We start from the raw sequence: 17,351 nt of genomic DNA, 5'->3' as shown, positions 1-17,351 counted from the left end.
GAAATATAATGCCAGTATCGTATGTGTTGAAATGTATGAATCCATACGTTATAATACATACTTTGCTTATATTTCTAACATTTGAGGTGAGACGCTCGATAGAATTTTCTGAGCGTTTTTGCTCCGTGGAGGGGACACTATGAAAGCTGCAGACGTCCGCCACATTTTGGATACGATTGGAGATTTGTTTCCGGATGCACATTGCGAGCTGAATCACAGTAACGCTTTTGAATTGACAATAGCGGTGCTGCTGTCAGCCCAATGTACGGATGCAACGGTGAACAAAGTGACCGAGGACCTGTTCCAAAAGTACAAAGCCCCCATCGATTATATTTCTGTGCCGCTGGAGGAATTGGAGGGGGATATCCGGCGCATCGGCTTATATCGTAACAAAGCTAAGCATATCCAAAGCCTGTGCTCTATACTCATAGAACAGTATGGCGGAGAAGTGCCTGAGGCACATGACTTACTTGTAACGTTGCCAGGAGTAGGTCGTAAAACCGCTAACGTAGTAGTATCCAACGCATTTGGAGTTCCTGCCATTGCTGTGGACACTCATGTGGAGCGGGTTGCTAAACGACTTGCATTGGCAGGCTGGAAAGATTCTGTGCTGGAAGTGGAGAAAAAGCTGATGAAGGCTGTGCCACGTGATGAATGGACGCTCACGCATCACCGGCTAATCTTTTTCGGACGATATCACTGTAAGGCTCAGAATCCAAAATGTCAGGTTTGTCCGCTCCTTGATGTATGTCGAGAGGGCAAAAAACGTATGAAAACGGCTGTCGTCAGGAAAGCTAAAGATCATACGCCAAAAAGTTAAAAGTTAGAGTTGAAGAAGAGGATGGGATAGAGATGAAATGCATTTCTGTATACACAGATAATTTTGAGGTATTCTCGGATATTTTTGACCGCGTAGTGGAAAGCCCGCTGGAAGAAAATGAAGAGCAAGAAGTAGAGGGCATTACGATCAGTCATTCCGGTGATGTGCCTGAGCACTATCTGGAGCGTATGTCTGTAAAACCAGAGGTTGTCGTAATGAGAGACAAATCTCGTGGATTGACTATTCTGCAGCACGGAAAAGTTTTTGAAATTCTGTTGCCTGTTTTGGAAACTGCATAATTGAGAAGTGACCTGAAATGGAGTCGGCCCTTGGGGCTGGCTCCTTTTTTTATTGAATATCCTTATATTTCTACGAGAAACGACTGTTGGCTTTACAGGACGACAACCACGCTTCCTTTTTTGGTATCATTTCGTAGGAGATGATAGGTTATTTTGTAAGTAGTGTGTATTTAATTTGTGTCAAACTGGTGATAAACTGTAATTATTATTTATAAAAATGTTCCGCGCTAAAGTTCAGAAATTGCACCTATATAAGTTTTGCATAAAAAAGAGCTTAAATCAGTATTCATGAATGGATTAAGATCAGTGCATGATTAGAAGGTAACTGTGGAGGTGGAATGTCTGTGGGAGCGGAACAGGTTAGAATTCAGAGAGAAACATTAAGTGAAACAGCATCGCAGCTTTCCCGGCTGAAAGATTTAATGCGCCACTGGGGCGATGAGAGTGCTGAACGAATATATGAAGATTTACAAAATAAAGAGGGTGGGAATGAACTGACCCTTGCTTTTTGTGGGCATTTCTCGGCAGGGAAATCCAGCATGATTAATCTTTTATGCGGCAGCTCAGTGTTGCCTTCCGGACCTGTGCCGACTAGTGCCAATATTGTTTCTATTCGTAGCGGGGCTCCACGAGTGCTTATCTATCCAAGGGTTGAGGGAAGTGAAAATGAATCTACCCCTGTAGAGACAACACCAGAAAGATTACAGGAATATTGTCGAAATGGCGGAGAATATTCCGCGATTGAAGTCTGGAATGAGATTCCTCTTCTAGGGAAGCATGGTGTTCTATTGGATACGCCTGGCGTGGATTCGACGGATGATGGCCACCAGGCGGCCACTCGTTCCGCGCTGCATTTAGCTGATGTCGTCTTTTATGTTATGGATTATAACCATGTTCAGTCAGAGAATAATTTGGCTTTTGCCAAAAATCTCAGTGACTGGGGCAAACCGCTCTATCTTATTGTTAATCAGATAGACAAGCACAGAGAACAAGAAATTTCCATTGAAGAATATAAACGCCAGCTTGAAAATGCTTTTGAGCAGTGGGGGATTCATTGTGCGGGGATTCTGTTTACCTCACTCAAAATGAAAGAGCATCCACTGAATCATTGGGATAATCTGCTGAACCTTATAACAGAGCTGTTGGAGCACAGGGAACAATTGCTTCAATATAGCTTGTCACGTTCCATTCATCATACAGCAGATTCTTCGCTAACCGCGTTCCGTGAAGATCAGCAGGAGGAACGGGAAACTCTTTTAGCTGAGCTAGAGGGTGCAGAGGTTACAGTTGTGATGGATGAGCTGAAATCGTTGGAGGAAGAGAAGGCACTGCTTGAGGAGCTGCCTCAGCAATCACGAGCTAGCCTGCGAAGTGATCTTGATGCCTTACTCAATAATGCTAACTTAATGCCTGCGGATGTTAGAGAGGCGGCAGGGAGCTATGTGGAGAGTGTCAGCCCAGGCTTCCGCTTTGGTTTGTTCTCTACAGCCGGACGACGGGAGAAGGAGCAAGGCAAACGACTGGATGCCTGGCAAGGATTACTGGTCCGAGAGGTTTCCGCTCAGCTGGAATGGCATCTGATTCAGCTGGTACGTCAATGGGCGGAGAATCTCGGACTGTGGGCAGAGGAGGCAGAGACGACTCTGAAGCAAGGGTTCCCGGCGGTGAGCCAAGAATGGCTGGCGGCTGCAGTTAAGCCGGGAACGGGGAATAGCGGCGAGGCACTGCTCAATTTCTGCCGCACACTTGCGGCAGAGCTGAAGAGCCAATTCCGCCGCGCTGCGCTGTTAGTTGGCGATGAGCTGCTGGCGAAGCTGCCATCGCTTATCGAGGAGCAGCGCGCGGAACTCCAGCGCCGCGAACAGGCCCTTACGCGGCAGGCGAGCGCTGCCCGCGCGCTAGCCGCCCTGGACCGCGCGGCTGACGCCCGCGCGCACGAGCTAGCGGCGCTGCTGCTGCCGCGCCGGACCCTCACCCCCGGCATCCTGCCGGAGGTGAGGGTCACCCCGCGTGCGGCTGCGCAGAGCGCCGCACCGCGGGCGACCCAGCCGCGCGAACGCGCCGCGGCTGGAAGTGCCGCCGCCGCAAGCTGGGCGGCGGGAACGGCTTCGCCGGCGGGCGGACGCCATGCGGCTCTCGGCAGCCGCTGACGCGCTGGCGGCTGCGGCAGAGCTGCTGCGCCGCGAGCCAGCGATGGCATCGGCGGCGCGCAGTCTGGCCGCACGGGCGGAGGATCTCATGCGGCGGCCGCTTTACCCTTGCACTGTTCGGTGCGTTCAGCGCAGGCAAATCTTCCTTCGCCAACGCTTTGCTCGGCGAAGAAGTACTGCCCGTGTCGCCACACCCTGCCACGGCCGCAGTTAACCGCATATTGGCGCCGGAAGGAGACTTCCGCCATGCCAGCGCGGTTGTAACGATGAAGAGCATGGCGGATTTCTGGGATGACATCTGCCATTCCTTCAGCGTGCTGCAGCTTGGAGAGCCGCAACAGGAGACGTGGACAGCAGTACTTGCGAGCCTGCCAACACGGGGAATTCACCCCTCTGCGCTGCCGCATGCAGGATTTCTAAGAGCCGCAGCATCCGGTTGGGCTGAAGCTGAGCCGCTATTAGGAACGGTGCGGACGGTTGATTTGGATGAATATCGAAACCTAGTTGCGGAAGAGACCCGGGCTTGCTTCGTGCAAGGGATTGACCTATATTATGCCTGTCCTTTGACGGAGAGCGGGATTGTGCTCGTAGATACACCAGGAGCAGATTCACTGCATGCACGCCACACTGGCGTAACCTTTAGTTACATGAAAAATGCGGATGCGATCTGTTTTGTGACCTATTATAACCACGCCTTTTCGAAGGCGGATCGCGGCCTCTTGGCCCAGCTGGGCCGCATTAAAGATAGCTTTGCTCTCGATAAAATGTTCTTTATTATTAATGCCTCCGATCTCGCTTCAAGCGAAGAAGAACTAGATGAGGTTAAAGCACATGTCGTTCAAAATCTGCGTGCCGGAGGTTTGCGGTCTCCGAGAATCTATGCTTTGTCCAGCTTGCTTGCTCTAGAAGCTAAAACTCAACATAATCACGATCTTTATGAAACCTCCCGCTTCAATGAATTTGAGCAAGCATTATCCAGCTTTGCTGGTGATGAGCTTCCACAGCTTTCACTTAACGCAGCTGCTGAGAGCATCGCATCGGTTCGGCGCCGGGCTGAGGAATGGCAGAATCTGGCTTCCAAGGCGGCGAGCGAGCGTGAAGCCGGGTTAAAAGAACTGCAGGAACGGCGGCAGTTCGCCATGAAGCGGTTATCTCTTTTGGAGACTGAGGAACGTCCTAGCAGAGATCTTATTCATGAAAGTGAAGAACTGATCTATCATGTGTGCCAGCGGATTAGCTTCTCCTTCAACAGAAATTTTCAGGAATCTTTTCATCCCTCCTTACTGCGTGAGGATGCAGGGAATTTAAAAGCCATTTTCTCTGCCTGTGGTGCCGAACTAATGCGTACTACTCAGCGCGAGCTTGAGCAAGAGCTATGGGCAACAACGCTGCGGCTAGAGAGCACGGGACGCAGGCTTGTACATGAAGCTGCTGAAGCGGCAGCTACAGAGCTACTCTTTTCCACGGAGGAATTTCATCTTATGGAGAATGAGGAGCAGGCTTGGCCATCTCCTAAGGATCTGGAATGCCAGCTTCAGCCTGTGCAGTGGTCCGCTTTATGGGGCCATTTCAAATCCCCGCGTTATTTCTTTGAGGGAACTGGGCGGGAATTAGTCAAAGGTGCGGCAGAGCCGCTTTTGAAAGAAGCGGTTAATCTTGCAGCGGCAGTGCAGAAGGAAAAATTAATTGCTCATTACGTCGAGAATATCAGCAGAGAATTAAAATCTGCTGCCGAAAGCCTGCAAGAAGGGCTTGCGGAGCAAGAGAAAGCGATGTTAGATCTCCTTAAAGGGGGTGAGACTGCAGATCATTGGGGCCAAATAAGCCACCAATTATCACGTCTAGAACAAACTTTCGTTGATAAAGTCGACAAAGTTCTGTGAAGTTTGTAGGAAAATGTCGAAGAACACTTGCAATCTGGCGTATGATGGATGAAAATAAAGAAGCCTGAAAATATACAATGAAACTGTTACGTTTTCTGAAATTCATAAAAACGAGACAGTCAATTTGCCGAAAGAGGTTGGAATCGACAATGTGGGGAGCTCCTTTTTCAGCTCAAAGCCGCAAGCTGTTGCTGCTGGGCAGCGGGGAACTGGGTAAGGAAGTCATAATTGAAGCTCAACGCCTTGGCGTAGAGACCGTAGCTGTAGACCGTTATACCGATGCACCGGCGATGGGTGTAGCTCATCGTTCACATGTAATTGATATGCTGGATGCAGAGGCGCTGAAAGCGCTGATTCGCTCTGAGAAACCGGATGTCATTGTTCCGGAGATTGAGGCAATTGCCACTCATGCTCTTCAAGAGCTTGAAGAAGAAGGCTTTTTCGTTGTTCCGACGGCGCGGGCGGCTCGGCTGACCATGGACAGAGAAGGGATTCGTCGTCTTGCGGCTGAAGACCTTGGACTGCCAACTGCTGATTACCGTTTTGCGGATAGTCTGGAAGAGCTGCAACAAGCTATAGCCGAGTTAGGCACTCCTTGTGTCATTAAGCCGATTATGAGTTCTTCTGGCAAGGGTCAGAGCGTATGCAAAAGACCTGAAGATGCAGAAAACTGCTGGAACACTGCTTTGGATGGAGCGAGAGCTAAAGGAACACGGGTTATCGTGGAGGCTTTTGTTACTTTTGAGAGCGAGATTACTCTTTTGACGGTGCGATCTGTGTCTGGTACGGTATTTTGTCCACCTATTGGACATATTCAGAAGGATGGAGATTACGTGGAATCCTGGCAGCCTCACTTTATGAAGCCAGAGCTGCTTGAAGAAGCGCAATCTATTGCAAAAGCAGTAACGGATCAGCTCGGAGGTTTCGGTATTTTTGGAGTGGAACTTTTTTTGACAGATCGAGGCGTATTGTTCAGTGAAGTGTCACCTAGACCCCATGATACGGGGATGGTCACGATGGCGACGCAGGATTTATCTCAATTTGCAGTGCATGTCAGAGCTATTCTTGGTTTTCCTGTCCAGTCAGTACAATTGCTGACACCTGGTGCCTCAGCTACGCTGAAGGCTGATGGAGAAGGACGAGCCTTTGCTGTGACCGGAATTGGTGAAGCTTTGGAACTGCCTAGGACTCAGGTTCGCGTATTTGGTAAACCGGAAGTTCGTCCTGGTCGGCGGATGGCAGTAGCGTTAAGTGCGGCGGAAGATGTGGAAATCGCGCGGACGATAGCCAAGCAGGCGGCGTCTATGCTAAAAGTGGAGGTATATGAGGATGAACAGTAGTACCATGGCACCTGTACTGGAAATTCGCAAATGCGGCTTGAATGATCTGGAGAGAGTTACAGCGCTTCTGCGGGAATTCGGCTATCCAACAACGCTAAGCGTGATGAAAGAGAGACTGGAAAGCATGGAGAACAGCAATCTCCAATGCACACTTGTAGCAGAGCTGAACAATGAAGTTGTGGGTATGATCGGCCTTAGACAGGTAAGCTCGTATTACAAACAGACAGATTGTATCACTGAGATTACTGCACTTATCGTATCAGAAGAACTCAGAGGAAACGGACTCGGTAAAAGACTTGTGGCCGCAGCAGAAGAATGGGCACGTGAGCAAGGTTGCTGTCAGCTTTTCCTTAGAAGTGGCAACCGCGTAGAACGCGCACCGGCACATGCTTTTTATCGTCATATCGGTTTCGAAAAGACAGCAGGCTATCGCTTTAACAAAGCGTTGCTATAATACTTATAGGTTACCGATCATCCCCATCCCAGCTACGGCGGGATGGTTTTTTTTTGCTCTGGAACTCTTTTTTTATATGTATTTAATATATTAATACCTAAAACTATTTAAATAACTTAACCATAGATGGATTGGTTTGAATCATATACAATAAAATTTATGACATCTAAAACGTTTCCAAAGAGGGATGAGACATGTATAAGCTAGTTCTTGCTGAAGATGAAGAAGACGTTAGGGAAGGCGTTATCGGGCAGATTGACTGGGAGCGTTACGGATTTGAGATTGTCGAGCAGGCGGAGAATGGACGGGAAGCTGCGGATGCCATAGACCGTTTGCTGCCGGATGTGGTAGTTACCGATATCCAAATGCCTTTTATGAATGGACTTCAGCTGGCTGAATGGATTCGTAGTCATCATCCTAACACTAAGATTATCATTTTGACTGGGTATGATGAATTTGAATATGCTCAGAAGGCGATAAAATTGCAAATTGATGAGTATATTTTGAAACCGTTCTCTTCACAGGAATTAATTGAAGTATTGCTTAAGGTTAGAGCCACTATCGAGGCTGAAATTGCAGAAAAAGAAAATGTATTTGTACTCAGTGAGCATTACCGGAAAAGTCTGCCTGTGTTAAGGGAGCAATTTTTATCGTCCCTTATTTCGCGTAGATTGCGTACGGATGAAATTGCTGAGAAAAGCACTGAATATGGCATAAAATTAACGGCACGGTGGTTTCAGGCTTCGGTAATTAGTGTGGATTATATTCGTCCTGAGCGGGAATCTGCTGGGGGTGCAACAGGCGGACAAATTTCTTTACGAGACACTGGTGAAAAGAATTTACAGCTATTCGCTGTGCTGAATATTGCTGAAGAAATATGCTCGAAGCATGGTTTTGGAAGGGTGTTTATTCATCGTGATGAGGTCGTATTGCTCACAATCCATGAAGAAGGGGAAGAAACTGATATTACTGGAAAGACATTTGAGCTTCTTGAAGAAATCCGCCAGAACGTACAGCGTTTTCTGAAGCTGACGGTCACGGCAGGCTCCGGAACGGTCTGTTCATCGCCTGCTTTGTTATTTAATTCTTTTGGGGATGCCTTGCAGGCATTAGATTATCGGCTTATTCTCGGCAATAACCGGGTGATCTGGATTGAGGACGTTGAGTCACGCTCCAGCACACTGCTAACCTATGATGAACTAACCCAGCAATCCTTAATCCGGACGATTAAACTAGGTACGGTGCAAGAACTCAAAGAGGTTGTTGAGGAGTTATTTGCCGGTCTTGACGCAGAGCAGGTGTCTACACAGGATTATCAGATTTTTTTGCTGGAGATTTTTACATCTATCCTGCGAGTGGCTAAAGAATCCGGCAGTGAGGCTGCAAAGTATATTGGTTCTGGCATTTCGTCGCTAACTGCCATCAATAAATTTAATAGTATGGCCGAAGCCAAGCAATGGATTATTGCAGTCTGTAGCGGTTTAATGGATACGATTGCATTAGAACGTCAATCCTCCTATAAGCTGCTTATTGATGAAGCTAAAGAATATATACGCAGCCACTATGTTGAATCTGATATTTCCATCGGCAAGGTTTGTCAGCATTTACATATAAGTACCGGCTATTTTAGCAGTATTTTTAAGAAGGAAATGAAAATGACGTTCGTTAGTTATCTTTTGCAAATTAGGTTAGAAGCAGCCAAGGAACTTTTGCGGTCCACGGAGCTGAAGGCCTTTGAAATTGCAGAAAAAATAGGTTTTGCCGATCCTAACTATTTCAGCTTTTGTTTCCGCAAAAAATATGGCCAATCTCCTAAAGAGTATAAAAACAGCTCCAGAGGAGGGTAAAGATGCTGAAGGATAAACCATATTCCTTTCCTCTAAGACCGCAGCATCCCAAAGGTGGAAAACGTCGGTTGTCCTCCAAGCTCCGAAGCATTCAAGTTACGATTACACTCACTTTTACATCTGTTGCCGTGCTAGTAGCTGTAGTTGTAAGTCTTATGCTGTACAACAAGTTTGCCAAGACCGCAGAAGAGAATGCCAATATGAATATGCAGCAGATCATTGAGCAAGTGAATTACAATCTGGGTCTTTATGTTAAGGGAATGCGCAATATTTTTGAGACAGCGGAGGAGCAGATTACGAATAGCCCTTCCGTGGATTCCGCTTTATTGACGGAAAGAATGGCTATGCTAATGGGGAGCAGAGAGGATCTGGTCTCGGCGGCTGTTTTTACCCCACAGGGGAAATATGTCGTGGGAACACCCGGTCAGAAGCTGCGCAGCAACACACAGCTGGAGACTCAGAGCTGGTTTACGACGGCGCAAAGAACATCAGAGCTCTCCTATTCCGCACCTCATATTCAGAATTTGTTCAAAGGTCAATATATCTGGGTCGTGTCTATCAGCAAATTAATTCAATATAAGGAGAACGGAGTCTTAAAAACTGGCATCCTCCTGATGGATTTTAACTTTCGAACCATTGATGAGCTGAGCAAGCAGGTTAAGCTTGGCAAAAGAGGATACGCTTACATCCTCGATCAGCTAGGAAATATTGTGTACCATCCCCAGCAGCAGCTGATTTACGCTGGCTTAAAATATGAGAATGTGGAGCCAGTACTGGAATATGCTTTTCGTAGTTATTTGGATGAGTCTACGGGTGAAAAACGTTTTATCACCGTAAGAACACTGGAACAGACAGGCTGGAAGATCGTGGGCGTGGCTTATTACGATGAGATTGTAACCACCAAACGCGATCTAAACACTTTTTTATCCTGGTTTTTAGCGGTAGTCATTTTATGCGTAATTATTGTATCCGTCTTTTTGTCTGCACGTATTGCCCGCCCTATCCGCAAGCTGGAACGGACGCTTCAGCAGGTGGGCGAAGGGGATCTCAACACCCGAATAGATGTCAGTGGGGCGTATGAGGTGGAACAGCTGTCCAAACGGTTTAACCTTATGCTGCAACGTATCCGTCAACTGATGGATCAGATTATTTATGAACAGGAAACCAAACGTAAAGGTGAGCTTGAAGTACTGCAATCCCAGATCAATCCGCACTTTCTGTACAATACCTTGAATTCTGTGATCCGGCTCGCTGAACGCGGCAAGACTGAGGAGGTAGTCACGATGATTCAGTCCTTATCGAAGTTTTTCCGGATTAGCCTTAGTAAAGGGAATAATATGATTACCGTGCAGGAAGAGCTTGATCATGTTCGTCATTACCTTGTGATTCAGAGCTTTCGGTTCAAAAATAAGTTCCGCTACGAGATCGAGGCTCAGGATGAAGTGCTGCAGTGTCAGACGATTAAGCTAATTTTACAACCTATTGTGGAGAATGCCCTGTATCACGGGATTGAAATGATGCCTGATGAAGGTTTTATTTCGATCCAAGCGGAGCTGAAGGATGATCTTGTCATCATCCGCATTCGTGATAATGGACTGGGAATGTCCGAGGAGATTATGAAGGTTCTTTTGACTGGCGGCAGTAAGAGTATGCATGGCTCCGGGGTAGGTGTAAGAAATGTAAACGAGCGTATTGAGCTGTATTATGGGCGTGATTATGGTCTTTCTTTTGAAAGTGAAATTGAAGAAGGCACTACGGTTACTCTTATCTTCCCGGCACTCGCAGCAGGCGAGGGCAATCCTGGACATGAGGAGGATGAGACATCGGTATGAGAATCGTTCGTTTTTGGCTAACCCTGCTGGTATGTGTGATGTTATGGACAACCATCACCTCTTGTTTTAATTCGGCACCTAATTATATCAACACGAACAAAACCCGCAATATTCATCTTATTGTAAAAATGAACAAAGGCGACTATTGGAATACAGTTAGATTGGGGGCAGAAGCTGCGGCACAGGAATTTAATGTGAAACTAACGTTCAAAGCTCCGAATGCTGAGAGTGATATTGCGGAACAGGTCAGAATGGTTGAGGACTCCATTAAAGAAAAAGCGGACGTTATTATTTTAGCTGCCAGTAGCTATATGGGACTTGCACAAGTGGTTGATCGGGCGGCATATTCCAAGATTCCCGTATTGTCTGTGGATGCAGAAGTCGGTTCGGCCAGAGTAAGAGCCTATGTGGGTTCAAACGGCTATGAAGCGGGACAAAAGTCTGCAGAAAGACTCATTCAGCTGCTAAATGGATACGGGGAGGTTGGCATCATTAACTTCACAAATTCATCTTTGGGGGCGGAGCAGGAGTCTTCAAACGGCATTGAATATGGTGCTAGGGACGCGGAGGAGCGGGAAAAGGGATTTTTAAATTACGCTGCCCGATATCCGAACATACAGGTAGTAGAGATTTCTTATACCACTTCGAGTATTAGTGATGCTGAAGAGCTGACACGGTTAATGCTGCTGAAACATCCAAATCTTCGCGGGATCGCCAGCTTGAATGAGACAGCTTCACAGGGGGCGGCAAAAGCTATCCAGAGCCGAGGGCTGCATAATATTAAAATGGTTGCGTTCGACAGCTCCCCGTCAATGATGGAGTTGCTGCAGGAGGGTACGGTTCAAGCGACCGTAATCCAAAATCCTTTTAGTAACGGGTATTTAGCCGTAAAACATGCCGTTGAGGTAATCGAAGGAATGGATGTTCCTGAACGTGTCGATACGGGCACTAAACTCATTGATTTGGACAATATGCTGTGGCCTGAGAATCAGAAATTGTTATTTCCCTTCGTCAGATAGTGGACGGTTTATTTTTGAAAAGACGAATGCCATCCTTAAAATGGGAGGTATTCGTTTTTTGGGTTCAGTAGAATTTTTATAAAAGTGAGTAGGATTTTATATTCGAAACCGTTTTCACCTAAGGCATAATATGGATGTGCCCGAGAGAATTCAGGGTTAAACCAAAAAAAAGAAGTATAAACAGGAGGTCAATGAATAATGAAAAAAATCACTTCCGTTCTTTTAGCAAGCGCAATACTGGGTGCCGCCCTGGCAGGCTGTGGCAATAGCAACAATAATGCAGACAGTGGTAAAGCTACCAACGCTCCAAAAACTGAAAATGCGGGCTCTTCCACTGAAACGCCAAAAGTAGGGGTAGCCATTTACAAATTTGACGATACCTTCATGACAGGTGTTCGTAACGCAATCGACACTGCTGCCAAAGGCATTGCTACTGTAGATATCGTAGATAGCCAAAATTCTCAACCCACACAAAATGACAAAGTTGACTTGTTCATCACCAAAAAATATAAAGGCATGCTGATCAATCCGGTTGACCGTACTGCGGCTGGCGTTATTATCGAAAAAGCAAAAGCGGCAAATATTCCGGTGGTTTTCCTGAACCGCGAGCCGCTGCCAGAAGATATGAAGAAATGGGATAAGGTTTATTATGTAGGCGCTAAAGCGGAAGAATCCGGAACTATGTCCGGTCAACTGATCGTGGACTACTGGAAGGCACATCCTGAAGCAGATAAAAACGGCGACGGTGTCCTCCAATACGTAATGCTAAAAGGCGAACCGGGGCACCAAGACGCTGAGCTTCGTACTACTTACTCCATCCAAGCAATTGAAGATGCCGGCATCAAGGTAGAAAAGCTGGCTGAAGATACTGCGATGTGGGACCGCGTAAAAGGGCAAGAAAAAATGGCAGCGTTCCTTGGCTCCCATGGCGACAAAATTGAAGCTGTGCTTGCGAACAATGACGATATGGCTCTCGGTGCCATCGAAGCTCTGAAAGCTTCAGGTTACTTCACGGGTGATAAATTCATGCCGGTAGTAGGTGTAGATGCTACTGCTCCTGCGATTCAAGCGCTGCAAGATGGAACGATGCTTGGTACCGTGCTGAATGATGCGAACAACCAAGGTAAAGCTGCGATCACAGTTGCTGCTCTGCTTGCTAAAGGAGAAACACCTACAAAAGATAACGTAGGCTTTGATATCACAGACAACCAATACGTGTGGATTTCCTATAAAAAGATCACCAAAGACAATATCGATGACGCCAAATAATAACGCTCTAATCTAGATGGAATTCATGATCATATGGCAGCAACGGGGAGCGGATATTCGCTCCTCGGATTTCTTTCAGGCAGGGAACAGGATGAAACCGCTGTGCCTCTCATGAAAAAAGAAAAAAGCGTAGGGGGCGTAACAACATGGAAAAAGCTGAGTTTTTGCTAGAAATGAATGATATTACTAAAGAATTCCCCGGCGTCAAAGCGCTGGATGCAGTTAGTTTAAAGGTCAGACCAGGTTCGGTGCATGCCCTTATGGGCGAGAATGGTGCGGGTAAGTCCACTTTAATGAAATGTCTCTTTGGTATTTATTCACCGGATGCCGGTGAGATTTTTTTGGAGGGTGAGAAGACCTCTATCGGAAGCTCAAATGACGCTTTGAAAAATGGGATCTCCATGATTCACCAAGAGCTGCATCCCGTGCCGTTCCGAAGTGTGATGGAGAATATCTGGTTAGGACGTTTCCCAACCAAAGGGATTGGACCTTTTCAGTTTATTGACCATAAGAAAATGTACACTGACACGGAGAATTTGTTTAAAGATCTGGATATCGATCTGAATCCCGAGACATTAGTGGGTAAGCTGTCTGTATCCAAAATCCAATCCATTGAAATTGCGAAGGCTGTCTCTTTTCACTCCCGCGTTATTGTAATGGATGAACCTACTTCCTCCCTGACCAGTGTGGAGGTGGAGCATTTATTTCGGATCATACGGGACCTTAGGAGTAGAGGCGTAGCTATTATTTATATATCTCACAAAATGGAAGAGATTCTCGAAATTTCTGACGAGGTTACCATTATGCGGGACGGTAAAAAAATCGGAACCTGGCCAGCGGCGGAATTGACTACAGATCTTATCATTTCCAAAATGGTCGGCCGCGACTTGACCAATCGATTCCCAGAACGTTTTAACGTGCCTGGCGAAGTATATATGAAGGTTGAAGGATTAACCTCCCCTGAAGAAAGATCGTTTAAAGATGTTTCTTTTGAATTAAGACGAGGTGAGGTTTTAGGGATTGGTGGTCTGGTAGGCGCTCAGAGAACAGAGGTTATTGAGGCATTATTCGGCCTGAGGGCTATCAAATCGGGGACGATTTCTATCGATGGTAAGCGCATTCATATCCAATCTCCCAAGGATGCTAAGAAACACGGAATGGCTTTGCTTACGGAGGAACGGCGTGTCACCGGTATTTTTCCAGTCTTGTCTGTTCATGAAAATGGCGCAATCGCTAATCTGCATCGATACCAGAAACTACTACTTCTACTAGATGGAAAAAAGAAAAAAGAAGAAGTCGATAAAATGATTGAAAAATTACGGACCAAAACTCCAACAACCAAAACGCTGATCATGAATCTTTCTGGTGGGAATCAGCAAAAAGTGCTGCTCGCCAGATGGCTTCTAACCGAGCCCGAAATCCTGCTTCTGGACGAGCCGACTCGCGGTATCGACGTAGGGGCTAAATTTGAGATTTATTCGATTATTGCCGACTTGGCGCAGCAAGGGAAAAGCATCATTATGATCTCCTCAGAAATGCCGGAGCTGCTCGGAATGTCTGACCGTGTAATGGTCATGTCGGAGGGTAGGCTTACCGGAATACTAGAAGGCGAGCAAGCTACGGAAACCGAAGTTATGCGGCTCGCTGCACAGCATTAGGATAGGATTTCAATGATAGTTTTGCTGGGCGAAACTAGATTTGGTTTACGAAGAGAAGTACTCTTCGCGTAACTTTAAGGAGGAACACTACTAATGAACGCTAAACGAGCCCAATCTTTTATTACTCAAAATGCTATTTATATTGTCTTGGTAATTCTAATTATGGGTATTGCCTTATATGAGCCGGCCTTTATCTCTGTAAATACTTTACGGGACATTCTAATTCAGTCGTCAACACGGATTATCATCGCGCTTGGTGTTGCCTTCATCCTTATCACAGCTGGGACGGACTTGTCTGCTGGACGTGTGGTTGGTTTTACAGCGGTAATCTCTGCTTCGATGCTGCAAATTCCGGATTATTCCCGGCGCTTTTTTCCTGATCTGCCGCAGGTGCAAGTGTGGCTTCCGATCCTTATAGCTATTATCGCTGGCCTTCTCTGCGGACTAGTCAATGGTATTGTCGTCTCCAAGCTGAACGTCCCGCCGTTTATCGCAACACTGGGTACGATGGTTATCGTCTACGGCTTGAATTCCTTGTACTTTGACATGGACCCCAACCAATCACAGCCGATTGGCGGTCTGCGTCCAGATTTCACTACAATCGGTTCTGGGTTTATTGGCAAGGGGCAATATTCAATCCCGTATATCGTGCTGATAGCCTTGGGTGTCGCCGCCATCGTATGGGTGGTGTTCAATAAAACTAAGCTGGGCAAGAACATGTACGCTATCGGCGGTAACATGCAGGCAGCTAAAGTATCTGGCATCGATGTTTCCAAGAACTTGATCTACATCTATGCGATTGCTGGAGCCCTTTATGGTTTGGCGGGTGTGCTGGAGGCTGCCAGAACAGGTGGCGCAACCAATAACTATGGTAACATGTATGAGCTCGATGCGATTGCTGCTTGCGTCGTGGGCGGGGTGTCCACAACCGGTGGTATCGGAACAGTGCCAGGTGTTCTGGTCGGTGTTATTATCTTTACCTTAATCAACTATGGCCTGACCTTTATCGGCATCAGCCCTTACTATCAGTTGATTATCAAAGGTCTGATCATCATCGCCGCGGTCGCGTTTGATATGCGGAAGTATTCTTCGAAGAAGTAGTTGTGTGGGGAATGTATGGTGATTATAGCGTTTGCTATTTATGGCAAACGCTTTTTGGTTTGTCCATTTCGCTTGCGGATATAAGCAACTCGTAAGAATCAGTTCATAAGATACAATTCATATGAACCAATTTAAAGTACAAATTCATAAGTGCAAATTCATAAGATGCAAATTAAAAGTACCGATTTATAAGAAGCAATTCATAAGTACCAATTCACAAGTACTGAACGTCGCCCCCTTGCTCCTCGCATAGGAAAACTACGCACGAGCACGAAAACTACCCACAAAAACTAACCACAAAAACTATGTATGAAAAACTACCCACAAAAACTAGTTTAATTAGTTAGGGATAAACCAATTTCGCTCCCACTAGTACCATTGGGACCAGCATCAAGTACAGCAATAATATCAAGTACAGCAATAATATCAACTACACCAATAATGCCACTGTCAGCACTGCTAACTAAAGCACCACTAACTACGGTACTGCCAACCACAACACTGTCAACCAAAACACGACTAACTACAGTACTAACAACTAAACACAACACCAAAAGTATCCACTAAAATGCCACCACGACCAAATAGCGCCAACAACACTAACACATAGATCACCAATGGCTATTACCAACATGAAACAAACACACCACTAAAAATACCCGCCAAAATGCCACCATGACTAAACAGCTCCAGCAACTCTAACATAAACATTACTTACCACCACCAACTTCTATCAACATTGCCACCCCTGCTCCATCAAATCTAATATTGCACCAATAGGATTTACTCCACCCGATAGTTGCACCATCACCCACGGAATATCTACAGCATCATTACCATCACCAATTAATATCTTCAACACAAACACGGCTAGCACAATCCACTCAACATTGTCAGCATGAACACGGCAATCACCGCCACTAATCAATATCAGCAGCAATAACACGACCATCGTCATCAGGAGCACCGAAAACACATCATATTCATCATAGCTCACCAACAATATCAACAAACTAATATTAGTAACAGAACAGAAGCACCATGAGGTGAGAGAACGGTATAAATCCCGTAGAATTGGCTGAAACGAGTTACGTGAGGCGAAAGAACGGTATAAATCCCGCACAATTAGCTGTAACAAGCTACGTGGGCCGAATGAACGGTATAAATCCCGCAGAATTGGCTGAAACGAGCTACGTGAGGCGAAAGAACGGTATAAATCCCGTAGAATTGGCTGAAACGAGCTATGTGTGGCGAAAGAACGGTATAAATCCCGCAGAATTGGCTGAAACGAGCTACGTGAGGCGAAAGAACGGTATAAATCCCGTAGAATTGGCTGAAATGAGCCACGTGGGCCGAAAGAACGGTATAAATCCCGCAGAATTGGCTGAAACGAGCTACGTGAGGCGAAAGAACGGTATAAATCCCGCAGAATTAGATGAAACGAGCTACGGAGGAGGAAAGAGAGGCATTAATGCTCTAAAGTACGCCAAAACGAGCTACAGTGGAGGAAAGAGAGTCATTAATGCCCTAGAATACGCCGAAACGAGCAACGGAAGTGGAAAGAGAGGCAAAAGTATCCTAGAATACGCCTCCCCCTAACCCCAAAGATCAAAAAGCACATAAACCAACGTTCTCCCATATTCTATAGGCAAATGCCTTTGTTAAAGGGGAGCGACTGG

Annotated in this window: 15 protein-coding genes; 13 read left to right on the top strand and 2 right to left on the bottom strand. The window is 46.4% G+C overall.

From position 1 onward, the window contains the following. The first annotated feature begins 139 nt into the window (after positions 1-139). The 12 genes from nth (at position 140) to mglC (ending at position 15,672) form a co-directional block, all read left to right on the top strand. Positions 140-820: an endonuclease III gene (gene nth, locus MHH89_RS11920; RefSeq protein WP_036676333.1), complete on the top strand. Its 681-nt coding sequence runs from the start codon at positions 140-142 to the stop codon at positions 818-820. A gap of 32 nt (positions 821-852) precedes the next feature. Next, a complete protein-coding gene (locus tag MHH89_RS11915) occupies positions 853-1,119 on the top strand; it encodes a hypothetical protein (RefSeq protein WP_036676334.1) in 267 nt (88 codons plus the stop codon). A 344-nt stretch (positions 1,120-1,463) separates the two neighbouring features. Then, positions 1,464-3,269, top strand: coding sequence for a dynamin family protein (locus tag MHH89_RS11910; RefSeq protein WP_341087199.1), 1,806 nt, complete (start codon positions 1,464-1,466; stop codon positions 3,267-3,269). Positions 3,270-3,427: 158 nt separating this feature from the next. Continuing rightward, a complete protein-coding gene (locus MHH89_RS11905; RefSeq protein ID WP_341087197.1) occupies positions 3,428-5,152 on the top strand; it encodes a dynamin family protein in 1,725 nt (574 codons plus the stop codon). A 149-nt stretch (positions 5,153-5,301) separates the two neighbouring features. Continuing rightward, positions 5,302-6,492: a formate-dependent phosphoribosylglycinamide formyltransferase gene (gene purT, locus MHH89_RS11900; protein ID WP_076192169.1), complete on the top strand. Its 1,191-nt coding sequence runs from the start codon at positions 5,302-5,304 to the stop codon at positions 6,490-6,492. After that, the gene (locus tag MHH89_RS11895) at positions 6,482-6,946 is read left to right on the top strand and encodes a GNAT family N-acetyltransferase (RefSeq protein WP_232061416.1); all 465 of its coding nucleotides are present in this window, start codon (positions 6,482-6,484) and stop codon (positions 6,944-6,946) included. The genes purT and MHH89_RS11895 overlap by 11 nt, the downstream gene beginning before the upstream one ends. Positions 6,947-7,140: 194 nt before the next feature. Next, positions 7,141-8,793, top strand: a complete 1,653-nt coding sequence (locus tag MHH89_RS11890; RefSeq protein WP_341087196.1) for a response regulator — start codon at positions 7,141-7,143, stop codon at positions 8,791-8,793. A gap of 2 nt (positions 8,794-8,795) precedes the next feature. Further along, entirely contained in the window at positions 8,796-10,625 is a 1,830-nt protein-coding gene (locus MHH89_RS11885; RefSeq protein ID WP_081386264.1) for a sensor histidine kinase, read from the top strand. Then, positions 10,622-11,644, top strand: coding sequence for a substrate-binding domain-containing protein (locus MHH89_RS11880; protein WP_076127584.1), 1,023 nt, complete (start codon positions 10,622-10,624; stop codon positions 11,642-11,644). Before MHH89_RS11885 ends, MHH89_RS11880 begins: the two co-directional genes overlap by 4 nt. 198 nt (positions 11,645-11,842) lie before the next feature. Next, positions 11,843-12,913: a galactose ABC transporter substrate-binding protein gene (locus tag MHH89_RS11875; protein ID WP_094903385.1), complete on the top strand. Its 1,071-nt coding sequence runs from the start codon at positions 11,843-11,845 to the stop codon at positions 12,911-12,913. A 146-nt stretch (positions 12,914-13,059) separates the two neighbouring features. Next, the gene (locus MHH89_RS11870) at positions 13,060-14,571 is read left to right on the top strand and encodes a sugar ABC transporter ATP-binding protein (RefSeq protein ID WP_076101437.1); all 1,512 of its coding nucleotides are present in this window, start codon (positions 13,060-13,062) and stop codon (positions 14,569-14,571) included. A gap of 93 nt (positions 14,572-14,664) precedes the next feature. Then, complete coding sequence (gene mglC / locus MHH89_RS11865) at positions 14,665-15,672, top strand: galactose/methyl galactoside ABC transporter permease MglC (protein ID WP_076127586.1); 1,008 nt, start codon at positions 14,665-14,667, stop codon at positions 15,670-15,672. Positions 15,673-16,007: 335 nt separating this feature from the next. Here the strand turns inward: mglC and MHH89_RS11860 are convergent, their stop codons facing one another. Beyond that, positions 16,008-16,223 carry a hypothetical protein gene (locus MHH89_RS11860; protein WP_341087194.1) on the bottom strand — a complete coding sequence of 72 codons (216 nt, stop codon included), beginning with the start codon at positions 16,221-16,223 and terminating at the stop codon, positions 16,008-16,010. Between the two features lie 182 nt (positions 16,224-16,405). Next, positions 16,406-16,648 carry a hypothetical protein gene (locus MHH89_RS11855; protein ID WP_341087192.1) on the bottom strand — a complete coding sequence of 81 codons (243 nt, stop codon included), beginning with the start codon at positions 16,646-16,648 and terminating at the stop codon, positions 16,406-16,408. A gap of 176 nt (positions 16,649-16,824) precedes the next feature. Here MHH89_RS11855 and MHH89_RS11850 point away from each other — a divergent pair, with 176 nt between their 5' ends. Further along, on the top strand, positions 16,825-17,271 hold the full coding sequence (locus MHH89_RS11850) for a hypothetical protein (RefSeq protein ID WP_341087190.1): 447 nt from the start codon (positions 16,825-16,827) through the stop codon (positions 17,269-17,271). The last annotated feature ends 80 nt before the right edge of the window (positions 17,272-17,351 follow it).

Source organism: Paenibacillus sp. FSL H7-0323 (genome assembly GCF_038002725.1).
Lineage (GTDB): Bacteria > Bacillota > Bacilli > Paenibacillales > Paenibacillaceae > Paenibacillus_AQ > Paenibacillus_AQ odorifer.
This window is presented reverse-complemented; position numbering and strand designations above follow the sequence as displayed.

Bases quoted from the DNA above. Each gene is read 5' to 3' on its own strand.
- nth (WP_036676333.1), top strand. From the start codon at position 140: ATGAAAGCTGCAGACGTCCGCCACATTTTGGATACGATTGGAGATTTG.
- MHH89_RS11915 (WP_036676334.1), top strand. From the start codon at position 853: ATGAAATGCATTTCTGTATACACAGATAATTTTGAGGTATTCTCGGAT.
- purT (WP_076192169.1), top strand. From the start codon at position 5,302: ATGTGGGGAGCTCCTTTTTCAGCTCAAAGCCGCAAGCTGTTGCTGCTG.
- MHH89_RS11895 (WP_232061416.1), top strand. From the start codon at position 6,482: ATGAACAGTAGTACCATGGCACCTGTACTGGAAATTCGCAAATGCGGC.
- MHH89_RS11890 (WP_341087196.1), top strand. From the start codon at position 7,141: ATGTATAAGCTAGTTCTTGCTGAAGATGAAGAAGACGTTAGGGAAGGC.
- MHH89_RS11885 (WP_081386264.1), top strand. From the start codon at position 8,796: ATGCTGAAGGATAAACCATATTCCTTTCCTCTAAGACCGCAGCATCCC.
- MHH89_RS11880 (WP_076127584.1), top strand. From the start codon at position 10,622: ATGAGAATCGTTCGTTTTTGGCTAACCCTGCTGGTATGTGTGATGTTA.
- MHH89_RS11875 (WP_094903385.1), top strand. From the start codon at position 11,843: ATGAAAAAAATCACTTCCGTTCTTTTAGCAAGCGCAATACTGGGTGCC.
- MHH89_RS11870 (WP_076101437.1), top strand. From the start codon at position 13,060: ATGGAAAAAGCTGAGTTTTTGCTAGAAATGAATGATATTACTAAAGAA.
- mglC (WP_076127586.1), top strand. From the start codon at position 14,665: ATGAACGCTAAACGAGCCCAATCTTTTATTACTCAAAATGCTATTTAT.
- MHH89_RS11850 (WP_341087190.1), top strand. From the start codon at position 16,825: ATGAACGGTATAAATCCCGCAGAATTGGCTGAAACGAGCTACGTGAGG.